Origin of the sequence: Lactococcus sp. LG1074, assembly GCF_017309525.1 — a bacterium.
Lineage (GTDB): Bacteria > Bacillota > Bacilli > Lactobacillales > Streptococcaceae > Lactococcus > Lactococcus petauri.
Window position 1 is genome coordinate 1,222,543 of record NZ_CP071293.1, and the last position, 20,938, is coordinate 1,243,480.

Below are 20,938 nucleotides of genomic sequence, written 5' to 3' on the forward strand. Positions count from 1 at the left end.
CTTTTATCAGAATTAATCGTTGAAATCATAACGGAGTTTCATGCGATTTGAACCTGAAATTACCATACGCCCCAGCATTTCAGTCATTGCTTTTAATGCAAACACTGCTAATTCTTCATTTGCTGCTTGTAGGTCTGCTGCAGCTCCCGCTTTATCCGTTTTATTTTGGATTTCACGGAATTTACCTACAGTTGCCAATTCATAGGTATCACGTAAATCAACGTACTTGCTGTAATCTGTATCACCAAGAAGTGCTGCTGTACAACTGAGCCAGTACATATTATTCAAGTCAAATGTCGCTGTTGCATCACGATAGCAAGCTGGTGTATCATCAACATTTGTGTAGAAAGGTACGACATGGTTGAAGGTATTTGCCCCAAATGCCAACCATTGAATACCTGCAAGTTTTTCATCAACATGATTACGGATTTGTAAAATGTGTACACTGTGGTTACGGTTGATCCCAATTGGACGGAAAAGTTGTGCTTGTTCCGGCGTATTTGTTGTACCGTAAGTATCAAATTCAGTATTTTCAAAGTGGCTTGAGAGCACAAATTTCATGTCTTCTACTGAAATTTTACGTGTGGCTTTACAGATGAATGGCAATTCTGGATTTTGAGGATCGTCACTTGGCGTTCCCAAAGCGTTTTGACCATACCAAGTACGTGGATTGTTATATACACTATCTTTAACTGAGCTGGAACCAAAGATATGACGTAAATTATAACCTTCAAAATCTGGGTTAAGATGGTTTTCATCAATCAGTTCTTTCAAATCTTTTGAACAAAGTGTATCTTCACTTTCAAAATCAAAATGATCAATGTTCATGCGGTTAGGCGCAACCACATAAGAATCATCTGGAATACGTACTGCTGCCCAATGATGGCCACCAATTGTTTCCAACCACCAAACTTCTTCCTTATCAGCAAAAGCAATACCGTTAGGTTCATATGTTCCATATTGATCAAGAAGGGCACCTAAGCGTTCAACACCTTCACGCGCACTGTGGATGTAAGGCAAGACAAGAGTAACATAGTCTTCTTCTCCCATGCCGCTTTCTTCATTGTAAGGGTCAAGTCCTAAGATACGTGGGTTTGTTGTAATTGTTTCTGTAGCTGACATTGCAACATTTGCAGCATTAATCCCTGCAGCAGCCCAAGTTCCGCTTGTTAAAACAGCATTTGGTGTAGCAGTATAACGCATTGGGTTTTCTGGAAGGTCCAGTTCCAAAGCACTTAACACAGCTTTATAATGACGCGGTTGTTGATCTGGTTGAACCACAACAAAGCGTTGTGGATCCAGTGCTTCATGTCCATCGTCATTACGAGCGATAAGTGTTGAGCCATCAATTGAGGCTTTTTTCCCCACCAAAATAGTAGTACATGAACCTTGTTTACGAGTAATCATAGAATCTCCTTAATATATATTAAAATTTTGTTTCTATCATTTTTTAATTGGTTGTTAACGACTTGTTCTTCAATCTGATGTAGCAGCTTCCCTAAAATCGGACCTGGCTTGATATTAAATGTTTGAATAATGTCATTTCCAGTTACTGCAAGCTCTGACTTGCTATGTATCTGGAGCTTTGCATCATAGATATAAGCCTGATCACAATCAATATCTTGCCCTGCGGCAACTTTTAGCTGATCAACCAGCAGAGCTTTTTCTAACCCATAGCGATAAATGCTCTCTAAACTCCAACTTTCAAGCTTATAGGCTTCTGTCAAATCATACACATATTTGATAAAGTCATTCGACACCTTCCATTTTTTCAAGAAAGCTTTAACATTTATCTGATCACTATGCACTAAGAGCGCAGCCCAAGCTTGCTCTGAATTGACAAAAGTAAAGGACGCCTTTAGAGTTTGAAGTAAAGCTTGTATAGCTTTTTCTTGCAAGTCCGGCAAAAAAGTATAAGCTTGCGAAGTTAACAATATTTCTAAGCCTTTTTTCCAATTTTTAGCCAAAAGCAACTTGTCGAGCTCAATGAAAATACGTTCAATAGAGATTTTGCTTAAAAGATGAGCACGCGATTGCATAGCTTTAAAGGTTTCTTTTTCAACATTGAAATTTAAAGTTGCAGCAAAACGCATTGCCCGCATAATCCGAAGCGCATCTTCATTGAAACGCTCCGTTGCAATTCCAACAGCACGCAAGCGTGACCCAGATAAATCAGAAAGACCATTGAACAAATCAATAATCTGTCCCTCAGTATCCATAGCAAAGGCATTAATCGTGAAATCGCGGCGTTTTAAATCTTCCGAAAGTTCTCGGACAAAATCTACAGAATCCGGACGGCGATAATCTGTATAAGTGCTTTCTGTACGAAAAGTAGTAATTTCATAGTGTTCAGCTTCAGATTGACCAGCTAAGACTAACACGGTACCGTGATCAATTCCCACATCAATTGTATGCGGAAATATGGCTTTGGTTTCAGCCGGATATGCACTGGTTGCAATATCCACATCATGGATTGGCCTTTGCAAAAGCGCATCCCGTACGCTTCCTCCTACAAAATAAGCCTCAAAACCATGTGCCTGTATTTTTTCCAAAACCGGCAAAGCTTGTACAAATTCTGACGGCAAATTCTCTAGTTTCATACTACTATTTTAGCACTTTTCATCTGAAAAAGAGTTACTGAGCAAATCTTTTTTAAATATAAAAACTTTTACTGCCAAAGAGTAATGAGAATACGGATATTTTAGGAGAAAAAGTCATTGTTATTCAACTTTCTTCTTATTTATAATAAAAAATGATTCTAAGGAGAATCATTTTTTATGGGGCGTGCTTACTTCACTGCACATAAGCGATAGATGGCTTCAGCATATATTTCCATCGTTTTACGCATGTCCGTAATTGCCCATTGTTCATTAGCTTGGTGCATATAGTCGGGTGTTTCAGGGAACATGGCTCCAAAGGCTACACAATTTTGCATCGTCCGAGCAAAGGTAGCTCCTCCAGAAACCATTGGCTCCGTCATATCTCCTGTAATTTCACGATAAGTAGCAAGAAGCGTTTGGATAAGTTCACTTTCTACCGGCACATAGAGAGGATTTAACCAATCATATTGCTTATATTCAAGTTGATAATCCGCTGCTTGAGCAGCAAGCTTTCCAGCCAGTTCATCTTTATCAATAGTTACAGGGATACGCATATCCACACCGATTTTTGTATGTTCAGGAGTGACCTCAACATCTGTGAAATTCATGGTTAATTCACCAGATTGCTCATCCATAACTTGGCCCACAACATTTTCACCTGTGGCATTTTCCTGAACAAGTTTACCCAAGAAATCAAGTGGCTTGAAGTCAAATACTTCTGCTAAGGCAATAGCCAAACGTAAAGTGGCATTTATCCCTTCTGGTGCCACCATAGCATGTACGCTTTTGCCCTGTACGGAAATTCCTTTTTCGGTTTCTTCATAAGAAAAACCATGCGCTGCCAAAGCAGCTTTTACTTCTGCTAATTTTTCTGAAGTGTAAGCCGCACGATCGGGGACGACATTTAAAGCGCCGGGCGCTTGTAATGTGAATTCTTTTGTGCCAGGTCCAGTAAGATAGGCTTGAAGCAACCCTTTTTCAGCATAGTTGAGCGGAAAATGAGAATCAGGTGCAAAGCCCATGGTGATTGCCTCTTCTTTTTCATTATATTTATCCAAACAACGCCAAAGTGTTTCTTCATCTGTACCAAAGATAAAACGGATTCGCCCGTCAAATGTCACACCAGCATCCATTAAAGCCTTCACTGCGTAGAGTGCAGCCATACTTGGTCCTTTATCGTCCTGGGTACCCCGCCCAATTAAAAGACCATCACGCTCGACCATTTCAAAAGGATCAGTTTCCCAGCCTGCTTGGTCTGCTGCAGGTACGACATCCATATGACAAAGTAAGCCAAAAAGTTTTTCGCCCTCGCCAGTCTCAGCGTAACCATAATAACCTTCAGGATCTTGGAAAGTCTTAAAACCTAATTCTTGACAAAGTTCCAAGACTTCTTCTAAAGCACCTAAAACTTTTTTCCCAAAAGGATGGCCTGGACCAGAATCACTCTCGTCTAATACAGAGGCATGTTTGACTAAACGTCCTAGTGATTGCACAGCTGCTGTTTGATATTCATCTGTAATAAAAGTTTTCATGTGACCTCCAACAAAAGCTCCCCCGATGGAAAGCTTTTTATTCATTTTTTATAATACTGCGGCAACTCCAAGGATAATCATGATTACAACCAACTGAATCACAATCAACTTGGCCATAAATTTCCACCATGTTCCGATATTAAAGCGGGCAATAGCAAGTGCACCCATAACAACAGCGGATGTTGGTGTGATAAGGTTCAAAATACCTGATGCAGATTGATAAGCAGTAATGACCAAATCTTTTGAAACATTGGCGAATTCGCCCATTGGACCCATGATCCCCATAGTAGCAGCTGCTAAACCTGACGTTGATGGAATCAAGAAACTCATTGGCAAATAGAAGATAAACGTTAAGATAATAAATAGACTTGATGAAAGTCCTTGAAGTCCTTGTTCACCCCAATGCAAGATTGTATCTGTAATCATCCCATTGTTCATCACAACCTGAATCCCACGTGCCACAGCTACGACGATAGCAACACCAATCATGTCTGATGCACCTTCGAGAAAGGCAGAAATAAATTCAGATTCTTTCATACGGTAAACGAAAGCAACCACAACGGCCATAACGATGAAGAGCATTGTAATTTCTGGGAAGTACCATGCACCAAACGGCACCATGCTCTTACCAAGAACAACACCTAAGCCTGGAATTGATGTCAGCCAAGTAGTAAAGTCATTAAAGAAAGTAAAGTGTTCATTCAACATATCCCATGGTACAAGTGACATGATCATAATGACAAAACTTCCGAAGAAAACAACATTGACCCATTTTTGACGTTGCGTAATATTTTCCTGTTTTTCAATAGAAGCAATGTCGAAATGTTGGATATCTGCTTCGCGATTTTTATAAACTAAAGACTTTGTAGGATCTTTTTCAATCTTTGAAGCATAACGATAAACATAGAGAATTGAAATCCCTGTAAGTACGACTAGCATGAAGAAGCGAAGTCCCATACCTTGTCCCATGGAGATACCAACTGCTTGAGAAGCTACACCTGTAGCAAATGGATTCACTGTAGAAGCCAAACAACCAACTTGAGAGCCAACTAAAACGATGGCAACTGCCACGACCGTATCGAAACCAACCGCAATCATGACAGGGATAATCAAAGCATAGAAAGCCAATGTTTCTTCCGCCATCCCATACGTTGATCCCCCAAGTGCAAAGAGAATCATTAAGACCGGAATCAGCATCTTCTCCTTACCTTTAAAACGCTTAACGATTGAGGCAATACCTGCTTCAAGTGCACCGGTTTTATTTACTACACCTAAAAAGCCACCTACCATTAAAATAAAGAATGAGATAGGAATTGCGGCTGGCGTAGCAGGTACATTTCCATTTGCTTCAATACCTAACATCCCATTAACGGGAGCCATAAGCATGTCCCAAATCCCTTGAGGGTTTGAAGCTACCTGTGTAAATGATCCAGCAATAATATTGCCAGCATCATCTACTTTGTAATGTCCTGCTGGAATAAACCAGGTCAGGATTGCAATAAGGACAATGATGATGAAAAGAATCGTGTATGCCGATGGCATTTGGAATTTTTTCTTTCCAGTTTTTGCTTCCATTATATACCTCCTAATGTATATTTATGCGTATAATAACAACTTTAGTTTAATATTTTTTTAACTTAAAGTCAAACAAAACTTGAAATAAATAGACAATTATTTCTCAACGTTTATATGATTGCGTTTACACTTCCTTAAAAATAACTATTTTATAAAACGCCAAAAAAAAGAGAAGGAATGACTAAAATGTTTCCTTCTCTTTTCACAATTAATTTTTATACAATAAATTATTTCTTAGGTGAGAACCCGTAAGCAATCGCACCCAAGCCTAGGTGAGTTGCAATAACAGGTCCAAATGTTACGATTTCGACATCATCGTAGCCATGAGCTTTGGCAAAATCATAAAGGTCTTTCGCACGATCTTCCGCATCAGCATGGAGAACGTAGACCTTGTGCGACTTTGGATCACTATTCGCAAGCATCAGTTTCTTTAGCTCTGACACAGCTTTCTTGCTTGTACGCACCTTATCATATACAACAACTTTACCATCTTCTGAAAACTGTAAAATAGGTTTGATATTGAGGAGTGTTCCTAAAAGCTCTCCACCTCTCGACAGGCGCCCCCCTTTAGCTAACCAATGAAGGTCATCTACAAGCATGAAGGCATTGTCATTTTCTCTTTGATACTCAAACTGAGCAATAATTTCGTCAAATGACTTTCCGGCATCCGCCGCATCAAGTGCTGTCTCAATCATATAGCCAAGTGGACTAGAGGTGATAAAGGTTTCAGGAAACTTGACTACCATATCTTCAAATTCACTTTGTAGATAAAATGCATTTTGATAAAAACCTGAAATTCCTGAACTCAAAAAAGCACCTAAAACATGAGTATAGCCCTCTTGTCTTAGTGTTCGCAGTAATTCTTCTAATTCAAGAATGCTTGGTTGTGATGTTTTAGGCGCCTCTGAAGTTGCGGCCATCAACTTATACCACTCTTGGTGTGTCATTTCACTTGGTTTATATTCTTTTCCCTCAATAGATATGGGAATTTCCAAGACAAATAAATCGTCACGATTTTTATATTGTTCGGCAAAGTCTGCCGAAGTATCTGTAATAATAGCTAATTTCATAATAAATAATCTTGAAAAAATCCTTAAAATTGGAGGTTGATGCCCGGTTGGTCAAGGGCAACCTCTGTTGTTTCGTACACCAAGCGCTTCAAAAGATCAAAAAGTGGGTCAGCAATTTGAGCCATTTCTTCTTGTTCTAATTCAGATTGCTCTTTCACTTGGCGACCACGAATGTAGTTAAGTTGGCTGAGCATACCTGATAAGACAATATTCTCCAAAGGAATCATATATGTCAAGATAGCATAAATTGCTGTATCTTCTGCAGCAACTTTTCCGTCAGGTACTTGATCGTGAGGCACTAACTGAAATTGTACATTGATATTTGTTTCAGGTGTTCCGTTTTCTTTTTCCCATTCGTAATTACGTGCATCATAGTGAAATTGATTTACAAATTCTTTATCACGTTCTAATGTTAATGTCATTTCCATTCACTCCAATTTTTTATTTTCTTGTCGGAGATATCTCCAAAATATGCTTTCTCATCTAAAAGCAAAGTGGCTACACCTGCGTTTATACCTGCTTCAATATCAAGAGGACGATCACCAATCATGACTGTTTCTTCTGGCACCAACTTATATTTGTGAATCAAATATTCCAAAGCTTCTGGACTTGGTTTCCGTGCAAAATTTTGCTGACTGGTAATGACTTCCGTAAAGTATTTTTTTAGTTCACCCAGATATTCAAAGGTAGCATCATCACGATGACTGAGGACAAAATTTTGTCCGCCATTTTCTACAATTTCTGACAAAATTTGTGGGATTTCAGGGTAAACCTGAGGATTGACTTGCATCTCTGCTTCTATTTTATGATACAAATCAAGAAAGTCATCGTCTGCAAACTCAAAAGCGAATTTACGAATAGAGAAGCGTTTGATATAAGCTTCTAAATCCCCCGGAAATTCTACTGAAGATTGCTTCATTGCTTCACGCAAGGCCTCTAACATTACAGGATAGGTATTGAAGAGTGTTCCATCAAAATCCCAAATATAATTTTTCCAAGCCATCAAGATTTTTCTCTTTCCATCTTTAGCTGTTTCAAAATCTCCTCTTCTTCTGCATTTGTCTCGTACTGCTCCAACAAATCCGGACGTCGTGCTAAAGTTTTTTTCAAGCTCTCCGTCAAGCGCCATTTACGAATATTTTCGTGATGACCGGACATCAGAACGCTTGGGACCTTCTTCCCACGAAACTCTTCTGGACGTGTATATTGCGGATACTCAAGTAATCCTGAAGAAAAAGAATCATCCTCATGACTGGCTGCTTTACCTAAAGCTCCAGGCAGCAAGCGTACTACAGAATCAACAATAACAGTAGCTGCTACTTCTCCGCCTGTTAAGACAAAGTCGCCAAGCGAAATCTCATCCGTCACTAGATCTTTAATTCGTTCATCATAACCTTCATAATGTCCACAAATAAAAATTAGATGCTCTTCTTGGGCAAGCTCTTCAGCCATTTTTTGATTGTAGCGTTTGCCTGCAGGATCAAGGAGAATCACACGCGCCTTTTCATGCGGAATCTTATCCATTGTATCATAGATAGGTTGCGGCATCAGCAACATGCCTTGACCTCCGCCATAAGGCATATCATCCACATGTCTTTGCTTGTTGCTCGCATTTTCGCGAAAATCGTGGGTATGAAGTTCAAGCAGTCCCTTTTCTTGTGCTTTCCCAACTATCGATTGGTTGAGTGAGTCGAACATATTTGGAAAAATGGTTAAAATATCAACTTTCATCCTAATCGTCCAAACCTTCCATAATTTCTACATCCACCCTTTTAGCTTGAAGATCAACATTCAATACAACAGGTGGAATATAAGGAAGAAGCAAGTCACGCTTGCCTTTACGTTTGACGACCCACACATCATTTGCACCTGGTTGAAGAATTTCGCTAACCTGTCCAATTAATTGATCATTTTCATATACATCTAAACCAATAATTTCATGATAATAAAATTCGCCTTCGTCCAAATCCTTCAACTTGTCCTCAGCTATTTTTAAAGTAAATTCCTTAAAGCCTTCAACATCATTAATATGATAAAAGCCATCAAATTTGACGATATAAAAATTCTTTTGTTTTCTAGATGATTTAACTTTCAAATCTTGGACATAATTTCCTTTTTTGTCAAAAAGAGCCAAAATTGTGTTTTTTGCAAAACGTTCTTCAGCAAAATCGGTAACTGAAATCACACGAACTTCTCCTTGAAGCCCTTGTGTGTTCACTATTGTGCCTACATTGTAAAATTTTGTCATACAGATATTTTATCATAATTCACGTATTATTTCCCTATATGCTTCTGTAAGTGTTTCTTCCTTTAAAAAAAGTTAGTTTTGAGGTAATTAACTTTTAATTAAAGTAAAAACCGATTTGATAAATCCTCAAATCGGTATAAAATTTTTAATTTTTTTCGCGCTTCGCACCATACAAAGAATAGATCACAATACCTAACAAAATCCAGATAAAACAGTATAGTTTCGCAAGTGAATCAAGATTTTCAAATACAATAATCGAGCCTATTGCGCCCAGAGCTGGTAAAATCGGGTAAAATGGCATTTTGTAACTTGCTTGTGGTAAGTCTTTGCCCTCACGCGGACGTAAAGCAAACATCCCGATCGAAACAAAGACAAAAGCAATCAACGTACCTGCGGAAATCAATTGTGCCAGGAAGGTAAATGGGAAAAAAGCCCCAATAATTATTGCAACCGTAGTTAAAACAACCAAAGCATTGGTTGGATTCTCACGCTTGTCTACATCTCCCAATACTTTTGGAAGCATTCCGTCACGACCAAAAGCATAAATCAGTCGAGACCCCGCTAAAATCATTCCCAGTAAAGCAATAAACATTCCGGCATCAGCAACTATTGAAATCACTTGTGAAACCAAAGGAAAACCTGCTTCTGATAAAGCCCAAGATACAGGAGCTGCATTATTTGCATACTCAGTATAAGGATGCATGCCGACAAGAACAAGCGTGACTGCTGAAAACAGAACCACGGCAATGATGAGCGAGCCTACAATACCTAAAGGCATTGTACGTTTGGGGTTTTTAGCTTCAGCTGAATTAGCCGCAATCGAATCAAAGCCAATATAAGCAAGGAAAATCATTGAAACACCCGATAAAATTCCCGATAAACCTCCAAAGCCTGTAGTAGGATTGTGCTTAGGTATAAACGGTGTATAATTTTGGGGTTTAATCACTGTTAAACCTACAACAATAAATGTGATAATGGCAATAATTTTTAACACAACTAAGATTTGCGCAATTATTCCAGCATCATTAGAGCCCCGCCATACAAGAAGAGCGGCAATTAAAATAACAATTAAAGAAATAATATCAACGATACCACCATTAGTGCCAAGTGGATTAGCTAAAGCCGCAGGTAAATGTATATTAGAGGTTGCTAGAATATGCTGGAATGTAGCCGAGAAGCCCGAGCCTACAAAGGCTACGGCAATAAAGTATTCTGCAAGTAAGGCCCAACCCGCAATCCAGCCAAATCCCTCACCAAAGAGCACTGAAATCCATGAGTAGGCTGAGCCAGCAAAGGGCATAACACTGGCCATTTCAGCATAGGCCAATGCGACCATACCAGCAACAACTGCAGCAATCAAAAATGAAAATACAACAGCTGGTCCTGCAAATTGTGCAGCAACAATTCCTGGTAAAGTAAAGATTGAAGTAGAAATAATCGTTCCCACTCCTAAAGCCAAGAAGTCTTTAACCCCCAATGTTTTTTCTAATCTACTGTCCTTTTTACTGTAGGTTTCAAATTTTGCTTTTGTCGAAAATCCCAAATTTCTTTTTCTCCCTTCTTCTTATAGCTTATTTTTCCATGGATATAAGCTATAATTTAAAATATTAAAAATTTTAACTAGGTAAAATTGTACCATTTTATTTAAAATTATACAAACTATTATTGTGTTTTTTATTTTAAGTTGATGAATGAAAAATATTTTATATATATATTAGTTTGTTTATGATAGTATATAATTGTGGAATTTTTTAATAATATATTGGTTATTAAGAGACAATTGCAGATAGTTTATTGGAGGTTTTATGAATTTTTATGATATTGGTTTCTTGAAAACACAAGCGGGCTTAACAGATTACCTATGGTATATTTTCATTTTTGGTTCACTCATACTACTTATCGTTGTTTTTTCGTTATATTTGAAGCATCGAATCAAGACGAAATATCGAGATCTTAGTCTCATTTTTTTCTTGTTCCTCATCCTTTCTCTTGGAATACAGTATTCAAATTATCAGGTTAATCAGTCACGGCATTCTCAATCCTCTCAAATGGTCAATTTTGTTGAGCAATTTGCAGATAATATGAAGGTTGAGCAAAAAGACATTCTGGTAAGTTCAACTCAACTTACTGATGGGATCATTGTAAAAGTAAAAGATGATTTTTACACGGTCAATCTCAATGCCGATCAGCAATCCTATACTATCACCGAAACCCATCTGCTCAATAATAAAATCAATATTATTTCTAAATAATAAGAAAGGTTAGCTATGCAATTATACAGTCCAATAATAATCAAATTTGCCCTCGGAATTGTTTGTTTAATTATCCAAATTAACATCATGGGAAAAGGTAATCTTGCACCTTCATCAGCAATGGATCAAGTTCAAAATTATGTCCTAGGTGGGATAATTGGAGGTGTCATTTATAATGATTCTATAACCGTCTTGCAATTTGTCCTTGTCTTAATCATCTGGACTCTTCTTGTACTTCTCCTAAAATTTGCTAAAGAACATAATCGTTATATTAAAGTCATCGTAGACGGACAAGCCAACTATGATGTTTTAGATATTATAAATAAAAACGAAGAGTGGCTCGAAACTAAAATCGTTGAAAACGGCTTTCATAAAATTACTGAAGTCTATCTAGGAGAATATATTTCGGGCGAATTAAAACTCTACGGCTATCATGATTAAACTCCACTCATATTAAAAAAGGATAATGAATAAATTTATTTATTTTTCTTTTCCAGTAATGTAAAACAAAAGCCCAAGAAAATAATAATTTTCTTGGGCTTTTACTTATACTTTTTTTGAATCGCGTTTAGTTTTTCTTTCGACTTAGGCATAAATCATGAATATAGTACAAGGCATTATGCTTTATCGTCACTATTTGTCACATGGAATGTAAATCAGTTCGTAAACAACTTTGTGGTAATTTTTGCATAATTCTTGCACTCCAAAATGCTCGTTTATACGGCGTTCCAACTCCCGTTTACTGCATTCATCCTCAAAATACGCGTGGAAAAAGGCTTTTGAAATCATTTCTGTTTTTTCAAAAGTAAATTGTTGCACAAAAAATTCTTGCTTCTCTTTTTGAAGAAAGTTTTTGTAGTCTGCCATCCATTTTAACTCTGGGTTCACTTCCTGATTATAAGGAGAAAATAAGCTATCTTCATCCTTAACCAATCGGAAGATAAGGCACCACTTTTGACTGAGTTGCCACAATTCTTTTATCTTTTCAGGACGATTCAAAGCAGGATTCATTGCGGAAAAAACAACTTGAAATTTTTTATTTGTTTTAATCATCGCCTCTTGGCTAATCCTAAGGAAATCGACATGCCCTGATTTTCTTTTCTCTCTTGCCAGTTCTAACATCTTTGGTGAAATATCTGCTAAAGTATATTTCTTAACTTGGTCCTGAAATACGGACAAGTAACGCCCGCTTCCTCCTGCAATATCTAAAAGTGTTTGACAAGGTAGAATTTTCTCTTGTACAAGGAACTTTCCTAACTCTTGAGCAATCGGGAAAGGCGATTCCTGTTGTATTTCTTCATATTCTTCAGCAAAACCATCCCAAAAATAGACGAGCTCTTGTTCTTCTTCAGTCACTTTCCTTTTTCCTCCTGATATGCATTTCTTGCTTATACAAGTTGTTCTTGATTTTCTTGTTAATTCTAAAACATTTTAGAATTATTGTACTATATCTGCCTGTTTAATCATAGAAAAAAACCACCCAAAGAGTGATTTTTTATAAGAATTGTATTAATCTTTTGTTTTACCCAAGAAGAATGATACAACGGCTACCACAATAACGGCACCGATGATTGAGGGAATCAAAGCCATACCGGCTAATGAAGGACCCCAGCTTCCGAGAAGGGCTTGACCCACAGCAGAACCAACTAAACCGGCTAAGATATTAGCAATCCATCCCATAGATTTACCTTTACTTGTGATTGCTCCTGCTATCACCCCAATAATTGCACCAACAATAAGTGACCAAATCATAAAAATACCTCTTTCCTTTAAAATAATATTATAATTTCATAACAATTTCATTATAACAAAATCATAATATTCAAGCAAACAACTTGTTTATTATTTTTAGGTAAGCTTAAGCTAGAGGTTACATTGTTATATTATGTCACTAATTATTTACTCTGTTTCAGTGCTTCTTTAAAAATTTCAACATTTTCTTTAAAAATGTATTTACTCAATTGTTTACTTAGCATTGGACTAACATTACGATAAGCCATAGATGGTGTATTAGGCACACAATAGTAATAAATGCCTTTTCCTTTATAGATTGAGTCCTTCATTGTTGTGAAATGGTTCCCTTCAATAGTATTCCCCGCATCAGCTGCCGTATCTATGATGAAACTTCCTCTCTTCAGTTGTTTTTGATCCTCTAAGGATAAAATGGGGGCATTACCCGCTCCAACTTCGATACCATTGATGATAATATCGTAAGTGCAAAAAGTTTCCTTAAAAACCGGAAGTGTCCGTCGGTAGAACATTTTTACATTTGAAGAAAATTTTGAAACTGCATGAAAGGCGCCTTGTGAGACATTTCCTGAGCCAAGAACTGCTATTCTAGTGCTTTCATCTGGTAAAATGCCAAACTTCAGCAGAGCATCTAAAGTACCAGCATAACCAGCAAAAAAACTATTACGTTCCATAATACCTGATGGTATCTGTGTTTCGATGACTTTATCCTTATAATAAATAGCAGGGAAATTATTATCTAAATCAACAACAATAAGCTCTTTAGGAATGGCTTGTTCTTTCATAAAAGACTTACCAGAGCCATAAGGATGGGTCCAACCGATGATGATTTGGCCCTTTTTAATATAGTCATAGTCACTTGGCTGGATAAGTTTCAATGAAAAAATCGCTTCAGACTGTTTGAAGACTTCTTCTCTTGAAAGGATTTTACACCCTGCTTTTTCATATTCAACATCTTCAATATCTAAAAACTCTCCAAATCCAGTTTCAATCAGCAATTGATTATCAAAATCTGTAATGTCTTGTGGTAATAGTGGAACACGACGTTCTCCTGGGAAATTTGCCTTAATAAAACCTAAAATCATAATTTTCTCCTTCTTTCTATTTTTTGAGATACAAATTGTATTATTTACCAATTTTGTATCCCCTTTCATTATTCTATCACTTTTATTTTTTAAATCCTATCAATATCTTTCTGAATTTTCGGAATATTACTCCATAAGTCAGATATATATGCAATCTAAGCTCTTATTTTTTTGGAATAATGAAAAAATAATAAACCAATCATTTGAATTCGCTTTCCAGATGTGTTAGTTTAAGAATAGAAATGTATGTCAGCACATACTAGAAAAGAGGTATTTTATGATTTGGTCACTTATTGTCGGAGCCATCATTGGCTTAATTGCAGGAGTCATCACTAAAGGAGGCTCCATGGGCTGGATTGCCAACATCTTAGCCGGTTTAGTCGGTTCTGCTGTGGGTCAAGCCCTCCTCGGAAGCTGGGGGCCTTCATTGGCCGGTATGGCTTTGATTCCCTCAATCATCGGTGCCGTTATTGTGGTAGCCGTTGTATCCATTGTTTTATCAAAAATGAGTCATTAATTTTTTCGTTAAAGCATCTAGAAAGGAGGCCTTGTGTCATCTGGAAAGAAATTTATTCTCATCGTATTTGATCTCCTCCTACTTTCTCTTGTAGTTCCTTCAGCTTGGGATTACTACAATTTAGTGGAGTATGGCGATATGACAAGTGCTTCAAGTCAAGTCGTCTATATCGGTGAATTCATACCTGTCTATCTATTCTGGGGAAATGCTATCTTGGCTGTTATTTTAATAATTGCCTTACTCATCATTGCATTTTATCCTCGTACCTATATTGATATTGAACTACCTACTCATGGTGGAAAACTCACTTTAAAACGTTCAGCTATTGAAGGACTTGTCCGTGAGAAAGTTCTCGAAAATGACTTTCTCAAATCTCCGCGCATTAATGTTACACTCTATAAAAAGAAAATAAACATTGATGTGAAGGGGGAAATCATTCCTCGGGTCGAAATTGCTGAAAAATCACGATTGCTCGAACAAGAGATTATTGATAGCTTAAAACTTTTCTTTGGTGTAGATCAACCTGTAAAAATAAAAGTTGAAGTAAATGCATTAAATAAAGAAACAAACAATAAACGCTCTCGCGTTGTATAGGAGGTGTCAATGGATTATCTGGAAAGATATCGATATCCAATTATTGGTGGCATTATCGGTGGTATAGCTGCCATTGCCATCTTCACTATTGGTTTTTGGAAAATGGTTCTACTGTTGATATTAATTGGCTTTGGTGTAATAGCGGGCTTATTTCTACAAAAGACTGGAATCATTGAACACTTAAAAAATCGGAAATAACTTAAAAATAAGGAGAATTAAATGGTACAAGAAAACATGAAACCCTTTGGAACAATGGCCGAAACTGAGCATACTGCTTCTAAGAATCACGAAAATACTCAGGATATCAAAGGAGAATTAACTTACGAAGACAAAGTAGTCCAAAAAATTGTAGGATTAGCTTTAGAAACCGTGGATGGCTTACTGGCTGTTGAAGGTGGCTTCTTCTCTAACTTAACTGGAAAACTTGTAAATACGGATGACGTAACTTCTGGAGTTGATGTTGAAGTGGGCAAAACACAAGTTGCAGTAGATTTGAAAGTTATCACAGAATACCGTAAAAATGTTCCAGAAATTTATAACCGCATCAAGGATGTTATCCGTAAAGAAGTTGCAAACATGACGGACCTAGATGTTGTAGAAGTTAATGTAACAGTTACAGACATTAAGACAAAAGAACAACAAAAAGATGACGAAGTAACTGTCCAAGATCGTGTGGTTGACGCAGCGCAAACGACAGGAAAATTTACCTCAAAACAAGTCGATAAAGTAAAAGATAAAGTTGACGACATGACGCCTGAAAATGGGAGAGTAGAGTAAGCATTTCCGCTTCTTTCTTAAAATCTAACTTCTAAGTTGGCCTCTATGATAGGGGCCTTTTGGCTATCATATCATATCTTATTTTACTTTTGGAAGTGACTCTTTTTGGAGGAAAGTCAATGTTTAAATATAAAATCCTTAAAGCTTTAGAAGTTGCTGCTTCTAAAATAGCTCCCCTTGAAAGTGAAGAGGATAATACCTTATTTTACTTTTATCAACCTGACCGTCAATTTTTCAAACATCTAAATAATCAATATCAACAGGATCTCTCTTCTTTGTTTTATGATAAAAAAGAGGCTAACTATTTCTTTAATAAGGGAGAGAATGGAAATGGATATATCACTTTACTTCTTCTCTATCCAAGAGAGAGAGAGGAAGCTGAATTTGAGCATATGGTTGACTCTCTACTTATTTTAAAGCTTGAACATTCAGTAATGATTATTACTGAAGATAAAGAAGACTTCATCTTAGAATTCCTTAAAAACTGCCAGAAGGAATTAAAAACCGAAGAAATTTTGGTTGACTTGATTAATGCAGCTCTTGCTAAAATGACCGAAGATGCGCAAAAAATTAGGGATGAAATTATAAAATTAGAGACCTCGATTAATGATAATGGTCCTACACGCTCACTCTTCAGTCAATTACTTCAACTCAAAAAATATTTAATCAGTTTATCCCTAACCTATGATAGTGATGACAAAATAATAGAATTTTTTAAGCGTGAAAAAAATACTTTGAATTTAGACGAAAACGGACATAGCGGCATTATAAAACTTGAGGAAAATTTAGACAGTTTAAAAAAGCTTACTCAAGCCTATAATAAATATCTTGCTAGCTTAGATACAATGGTCAACAATCTAAGTTCCTTCCGTCTCAATACCATAATGAAAACTCTCACCGAAATTTCTATCGTTTTGACTATACCAACCATGATTTATGGCTTTTGGGGCATAAATCTTAAACTTCCCTTTGAAGAATTCTCCTTTGGTTTCCTATTGGTTTTGGCGATTTCGCTCGCCCTTAGTGGTGGTGTCTGGTATTGGTTGAGAAAAATAAAACTTTTATAAAAAGAAAAACATCCAACTTTAGGATGTTTTTTATTTCAAGTGAAAATATTTATTAAGCTTTTGCATATTTTGCAGATTCTTGGCCAGCTTGACGTCCAAAGATAATGATATCAGCGACTGCATTTCCTCCGATACGATTACCACCGTGCAAACCACCTGTAACTTCACCAGCGGCATATAAACCTTTTATTGGTTGACCATCTTCTTTTAGAACTTGTGTTTGTGTATTAATTTTGACACCAGCCATAGTGTGATGAATTCCTGGTGCAACTTTAATAGCATAAACCTTTCCAGAAATATCATTGGTCATCCCTGTTGTACGTCCAAATTCTGAATCCTTTTTATCGGCCACTGCTTTGTTCCATTTAGTCACTGTTGCTTTAAGTTCTTCTGATTTTATATCAAGTTTTTTCGCAAGTTCCTCAACATTATCTGCCTCAACAACCATATTTTTAGAAATATATTGATCTACAGCTTTAACTTTATCCTTTGTTCCTTCACCAAAAATGGCATAGGCATATTTGCCATCTTGTTTGAGCTCCGCTGCGGAAACTTTATCACGTGTATCCATTTCATTAAAGAAACGATTACCTTCTTTGTTTACGAGAATAGCTCCCTCACCACGAATTGACTCAGATACAAGATATCCTGTTTTTTGGAAAACAGTAGGGTGAATTTGAATTTTATCCATATCAACCAAAGCACCTCCAAGAGCGGAAATCATTTCAATCCCATCCCCAGTAGAACCAGCTGCATTAGTTGTGACATAGTCTTTCAAGTCAGGACGATATTTAGCAATCATTTTCTGATTGGCCCCAAATCCACCTGTTGTTACAACGACAGCTTTTGAGTCAACTTGTTTTGTTTCACCTTCGATTTTAACTTCGACACCTGAGACTTTTCCGTCTTTTTCATTTATTTTTGTCACATCACTATTAACAAAAACTGGAATATCACGTTTAGATATATTTTCTTCTAATCCTTTAACAAGATAAGCTCCGACAGCTGAACCATCATGTGGACGGTGTGTTCTAGAAACACTCATCCCACCTGTAGTCGTTAAATTATCAAGGACTATATCATTCTGTGCTAACCAATCTACTGCTGCTGCAGAATGATCGACAAAGTAACGAAGGAGTTCTTTATCATTTGTTCCTCCACCACCTTTAAGTGTTTCTTCATAAAATTTATCATTTGAGTCTGTAACACCTTGTGATTTTTCGACAGATGTTTCCGAAGCGTTCAATCCAGCAGATGCTTTGGAAGTGTTTCCGCCAGCCATCGGCATTTTCTCAAGAATAACAGGATTCATTCCCGCATCCTTCGCCTCGATAGCTGCTGTCATCCCTGCACCACCAGAACCAACAATGATGACATCATAGCTTTTTTTCAAGCTTGACGGTTCTGCATAAGTCATAGTTTTGCTGGCGCCTGTTTTAGCATCAGTCTTTTCTGATGAACTAGAAGACGTACTTTTATTTTGAGCATTTCCTCCACATGCCGTCAATGAAAGGCCAACAATGGCAAGCAATCCTAATTTTGTCCAAATTTTCATAATCTCTCCTTGTGTTTGTATTCACATGAACAAATAAAATTCTACCATGTCCTATCTGGTTTGTCAAGTTTATATTAAAAAGTGCACAAAATATAAGAAATGTCTTTTTAAAATATTTATCAAAAAAAGTTCACATTTTTATGTGAACTTTTGACTATCTACAAATCATCAAAATCTAGATGATTTTTTCTACTTTAGTTATCTCTAACTCACTTGGAGTCACTCTGTCCATTTCAAGAATCCTTATCTGTAAATTATTCAAAACTTTAATACTCCCTACGTCAAATTCTTCTCTATTTTCCAGATAAGCATTAATAATATAACCACTGATAGTATTGCTTGCCGAAGGATTATCGAAATCAGTATCAAACTTATCTTCAATTTCAGATAAAGGAGTTTTCCCTTTGACATGATAAATTCCTGGTTCAACTTCGACAATATTTTCTTCTTCATGGTCTTGCTCGTCTTGAATATCACCCACAAGTTCTTCAAGAATATCTTCAATCGTTACTAAACCGCTGGTTCCACCATATTCATCAGACAAAATTGCGAAATGTTTGTGTTCACTTTGCATTTGTGAAAGCAAGATTTTGACTGGGCTAGTATCGATAAAGACAATGGGTTCCTGAGCAATCGTACGCACTTTCTGCATTGGCGACACAAGATACTCCTTAATAAGAGCTTGGAGAGTCACATATCCTAAGATATTGTCCTTAGATTTGCCAATGACTGGGAAACGCGTGTGTCCTTTTTCAATTGCAAACTCTAGCGCTTCTTTAATTGTTTTATCTGAAGCAATTGTTTCCATATCGAGACGAGGGACCATAATTTCTTTGGCTAATAAATCATCAAATTCAAAAACTTTGTTGAGATACTCGTATTCTTTTTCGTTAATTTCACCTTTAGCAAAGCTTTGGTTGGCTATCAAAAGGAGTTCTTCTTCCGAATGTGTTTCTTCTCCTTCTGATGCCAGGCTAAGATTAAAGAGCTTCCCAATAGAGCTTGCGGAAACATTCAACAGCCAGACAAAGGGATATGTAAGCTTGTAAAAATAGTGCAAAGGTCTTACGACTGCTAAAACAACAGCTTCTGTCTTCGAAATACTGAGTGATTTCGGAATCAATTCACCAATTACGACGTGAACAAAAGTAATCAGCAAGAAAGCTAAAACAATTGAAAAGCTTTCTGCAATCGTATTAGGCAGTGGAAAATAATGAATCACAGGCGCAAGTAAGGCGTGAATTGTGCTTTCTCCAACCCAACCAATAGCCAAAGAAGTCAATGTAATCCCTAGCTGACAGGCGCTCAAGTATGAATCCAAATGCTCCACAACAACAATAGCTAATTTTGCTTGTTTGTTGCCCTCAGCTGCCAGTGTTTCTAAACGACTTTTACGTATTTTCACCAAAGAAAACTCAGATGCAACAAAGAAAGCTGTAAAAGCAATCATTAATACTATTATTATAAGATTTACCGTCAATAGATTATCCCCTTTATTTTTTAATCATTCTTAAAAATTCTCTCTTCTCTATTATAGCAAAAACTTTACCGGTCCTCATTGCGACACTGCTTGTTTAATAAAAAAGCACTAGAATTCTAGATGCTTTTTATTATACGCTCGTATTATCTCTGACTCTCAGACTTAACTTGACTACTTTTCACCTTTTGTAGCCAATCAAGTCGAAAGTTTTCTCTTTGGATGGCAAAGTCTAAAACTAAAAAATGTCCATCTTTTTCTTTAGGATTATCTCCTCCAAAGATAAGTGCTTGACGTTGCAGAAGATAATTCAGTTTTTTCTTATGTACTTCTATTTCTTCATTAATTAAGTCAATAATTCGGACATCGTCGTCATTCTTCAAAAAGTACAACCTTAACATAAATTCGTCCTTTTGAACGGCATAGAGTTCAGCAGGCGCTTGAATCCATTGGTCAAACATTTCACGCCCCTTATCTGTGATGTAGTACTTTTTTTTCTTTAATTTGGCACCAACAATTTCGACATCAAAATCGACTGCTTCAGCCTCAAAAAGTTTTCTTAAGGTCGGATAAATTTGTCCCGTATTTGCTTGCCAAAATTCGCCCACTTCGCTTTCGAAATTTTTCTTTAAATCATATCCTGTTAATGGTTCGTGCTTCAACAAACCCAAAATAATATAAGACAATTTATCTTCACTGGCCATTTTATTTCTCCCTTATTCCATAATAACCCAATTTTTAAAAATTGTAAATGTAAACTCTATTATAACGGAATAATATTGAAATAAACACTCTCAGGCTATAAATGAAAAAAGATGAATAAACTCATCTTTCTATTTC

The 20,938-nt window shown here is 36.8% G+C and carries 23 protein-coding genes; 7 read left to right on the forward strand and 16 right to left on the reverse strand.

The window, feature by feature from the left end:
* Positions 1-12: 12 nt before the first annotated feature.
* The 10 genes from J0J36_RS06080 to J0J36_RS06125 all read right to left on the reverse strand — a co-directional run bounded on the left by J0J36_RS06080 (position 13) and on the right by J0J36_RS06125 (position 10,568).
* A complete protein-coding gene (locus J0J36_RS06080) occupies positions 13-1,407 on the reverse strand; it encodes a C69 family dipeptidase (RefSeq protein WP_019292372.1) in 1,395 nt (464 codons plus the stop codon).
* Positions 1,404-2,600: a CCA tRNA nucleotidyltransferase gene (locus tag J0J36_RS06085; protein WP_153925107.1), complete on the reverse strand. Its 1,197-nt coding sequence runs from the start codon at positions 2,598-2,600 to the stop codon at positions 1,404-1,406. Before J0J36_RS06085 ends, J0J36_RS06080 begins: the two co-directional genes overlap by 4 nt.
* A 188-nt stretch (positions 2,601-2,788) precedes the next feature.
* Positions 2,789-4,132, reverse strand: coding sequence for a M20 family metallopeptidase (locus J0J36_RS06090; protein WP_029343399.1), 1,344 nt, complete (start codon positions 4,130-4,132; stop codon positions 2,789-2,791).
* Between the two features lie 48 nt (positions 4,133-4,180).
* Entirely contained in the window at positions 4,181-5,707 is a 1,527-nt protein-coding gene (locus J0J36_RS06095; protein WP_019292375.1) for a YfcC family protein, read from the reverse strand.
* Between the two features lie 227 nt (positions 5,708-5,934).
* Entirely contained in the window at positions 5,935-6,777 is an 843-nt protein-coding gene (locus J0J36_RS06100; RefSeq protein ID WP_019292376.1) for a DegV family protein, read from the reverse strand.
* Between the two features lie 23 nt (positions 6,778-6,800).
* The gene (locus J0J36_RS06105; protein WP_050810949.1) at positions 6,801-7,199 is read right to left on the reverse strand and encodes a DUF1149 family protein; all 399 of its coding nucleotides are present in this window, start codon (positions 7,197-7,199) and stop codon (positions 6,801-6,803) included.
* On the reverse strand, positions 7,196-7,780 hold the full coding sequence (locus J0J36_RS06110; protein WP_019292378.1) for an HAD-IA family hydrolase: 585 nt from the start codon (positions 7,778-7,780) through the stop codon (positions 7,196-7,198). The genes J0J36_RS06105 and J0J36_RS06110 overlap by 4 nt, the downstream gene beginning before the upstream one ends.
* Positions 7,780-8,508, reverse strand: a complete 729-nt coding sequence (gene trmD / locus J0J36_RS06115) for a tRNA (guanosine(37)-N1)-methyltransferase TrmD (RefSeq protein WP_019292379.1) — start codon at positions 8,506-8,508, stop codon at positions 7,780-7,782. Before trmD ends, J0J36_RS06110 begins: the two co-directional genes overlap by 1 nt.
* Position 8,509: 1 nt before the next feature.
* On the reverse strand, positions 8,510-9,025 hold the full coding sequence (gene rimM, locus J0J36_RS06120; RefSeq protein WP_017370130.1) for a ribosome maturation factor RimM: 516 nt from the start codon (positions 9,023-9,025) through the stop codon (positions 8,510-8,512).
* A 145-nt stretch (positions 9,026-9,170) separates the two neighbouring features.
* Positions 9,171-10,568 carry an APC family permease gene (locus J0J36_RS06125; RefSeq protein WP_019292380.1) on the reverse strand — a complete coding sequence of 466 codons (1,398 nt, stop codon included), beginning with the start codon at positions 10,566-10,568 and terminating at the stop codon, positions 9,171-9,173.
* A 262-nt stretch (positions 10,569-10,830) separates the two neighbouring features.
* Here J0J36_RS06125 and J0J36_RS06130 point away from each other — a divergent pair, with 262 nt between their 5' ends.
* Both J0J36_RS06130 and J0J36_RS06135 read left to right on the forward strand, forming a co-directional pair.
* Complete coding sequence (locus J0J36_RS06130; protein WP_019292381.1) at positions 10,831-11,277, forward strand: DUF3290 domain-containing protein; 447 nt, start codon at positions 10,831-10,833, stop codon at positions 11,275-11,277.
* A gap of 15 nt (positions 11,278-11,292) precedes the next feature.
* Entirely contained in the window at positions 11,293-11,718 is a 426-nt protein-coding gene (locus tag J0J36_RS06135; RefSeq protein WP_153925110.1) for a YetF domain-containing protein, read from the forward strand.
* A 192-nt stretch (positions 11,719-11,910) separates the two neighbouring features.
* Here the strand turns inward: J0J36_RS06135 and J0J36_RS06140 are convergent, their stop codons facing one another.
* The 3 genes from J0J36_RS06140 to J0J36_RS06150 all read right to left on the reverse strand — a co-directional run bounded on the left by J0J36_RS06140 (position 11,911) and on the right by J0J36_RS06150 (position 14,111).
* Positions 11,911-12,633, reverse strand: a complete 723-nt coding sequence (locus J0J36_RS06140) for a bifunctional 2-polyprenyl-6-hydroxyphenol methylase/3-demethylubiquinol 3-O-methyltransferase UbiG (protein ID WP_019292383.1) — start codon at positions 12,631-12,633, stop codon at positions 11,911-11,913.
* 153 nt (positions 12,634-12,786) lie between these two features.
* Complete coding sequence (locus tag J0J36_RS06145; RefSeq protein ID WP_014024978.1) at positions 12,787-13,029, reverse strand: GlsB/YeaQ/YmgE family stress response membrane protein; 243 nt, start codon at positions 13,027-13,029, stop codon at positions 12,787-12,789.
* A 143-nt stretch (positions 13,030-13,172) separates the two neighbouring features.
* The gene (locus J0J36_RS06150; RefSeq protein ID WP_019335497.1) at positions 13,173-14,111 is read right to left on the reverse strand and encodes a N(5)-(carboxyethyl)ornithine synthase; all 939 of its coding nucleotides are present in this window, start codon (positions 14,109-14,111) and stop codon (positions 13,173-13,175) included.
* 277 nt (positions 14,112-14,388) lie between these two features.
* Here J0J36_RS06150 and J0J36_RS06155 point away from each other — a divergent pair, with 277 nt between their 5' ends.
* From J0J36_RS06155 to J0J36_RS06175, 5 genes are all read left to right on the forward strand, one after another.
* Positions 14,389-14,628: a GlsB/YeaQ/YmgE family stress response membrane protein gene (locus tag J0J36_RS06155; RefSeq protein ID WP_206886696.1), complete on the forward strand. Its 240-nt coding sequence runs from the start codon at positions 14,389-14,391 to the stop codon at positions 14,626-14,628.
* A 33-nt stretch (positions 14,629-14,661) separates the two neighbouring features.
* The gene (gene amaP, locus J0J36_RS06160; protein WP_019292385.1) at positions 14,662-15,222 is read left to right on the forward strand and encodes an alkaline shock response membrane anchor protein AmaP; all 561 of its coding nucleotides are present in this window, start codon (positions 14,662-14,664) and stop codon (positions 15,220-15,222) included.
* 9 nt (positions 15,223-15,231) lie between these two features.
* The gene (locus J0J36_RS06165) at positions 15,232-15,420 is read left to right on the forward strand and encodes a DUF2273 domain-containing protein (protein ID WP_014024981.1); all 189 of its coding nucleotides are present in this window, start codon (positions 15,232-15,234) and stop codon (positions 15,418-15,420) included.
* A 21-nt stretch (positions 15,421-15,441) separates the two neighbouring features.
* Complete coding sequence (locus J0J36_RS06170; RefSeq protein WP_019292386.1) at positions 15,442-15,999, forward strand: Asp23/Gls24 family envelope stress response protein; 558 nt, start codon at positions 15,442-15,444, stop codon at positions 15,997-15,999.
* Positions 16,000-16,118: 119 nt separating this feature from the next.
* The gene (locus tag J0J36_RS06175; RefSeq protein WP_019292387.1) at positions 16,119-17,066 is read left to right on the forward strand and encodes a magnesium transporter CorA family protein; all 948 of its coding nucleotides are present in this window, start codon (positions 16,119-16,121) and stop codon (positions 17,064-17,066) included.
* Positions 17,067-17,118: 52 nt separating this feature from the next.
* Here J0J36_RS06175 and J0J36_RS06180 read toward each other — a convergent pair whose 3' ends face one another.
* From J0J36_RS06180 to J0J36_RS06190, 3 genes are all read right to left on the reverse strand, one after another.
* Positions 17,119-18,621, reverse strand: coding sequence for a flavocytochrome c (locus J0J36_RS06180; RefSeq protein WP_153925113.1), 1,503 nt, complete (start codon positions 18,619-18,621; stop codon positions 17,119-17,121).
* Positions 18,622-18,796: 175 nt separating this feature from the next.
* Positions 18,797-20,101 (reverse strand): hemolysin family protein, encoded by a 1,305-nt coding sequence (locus J0J36_RS06185; protein ID WP_019292389.1) that lies wholly within the window; start codon positions 20,099-20,101, stop codon positions 18,797-18,799.
* Positions 20,102-20,244: 143 nt separating this feature from the next.
* The gene (locus J0J36_RS06190; RefSeq protein WP_019292390.1) at positions 20,245-20,802 is read right to left on the reverse strand and encodes a PadR family transcriptional regulator; all 558 of its coding nucleotides are present in this window, start codon (positions 20,800-20,802) and stop codon (positions 20,245-20,247) included.
* Positions 20,803-20,938 lie beyond the last annotated feature (136 nt).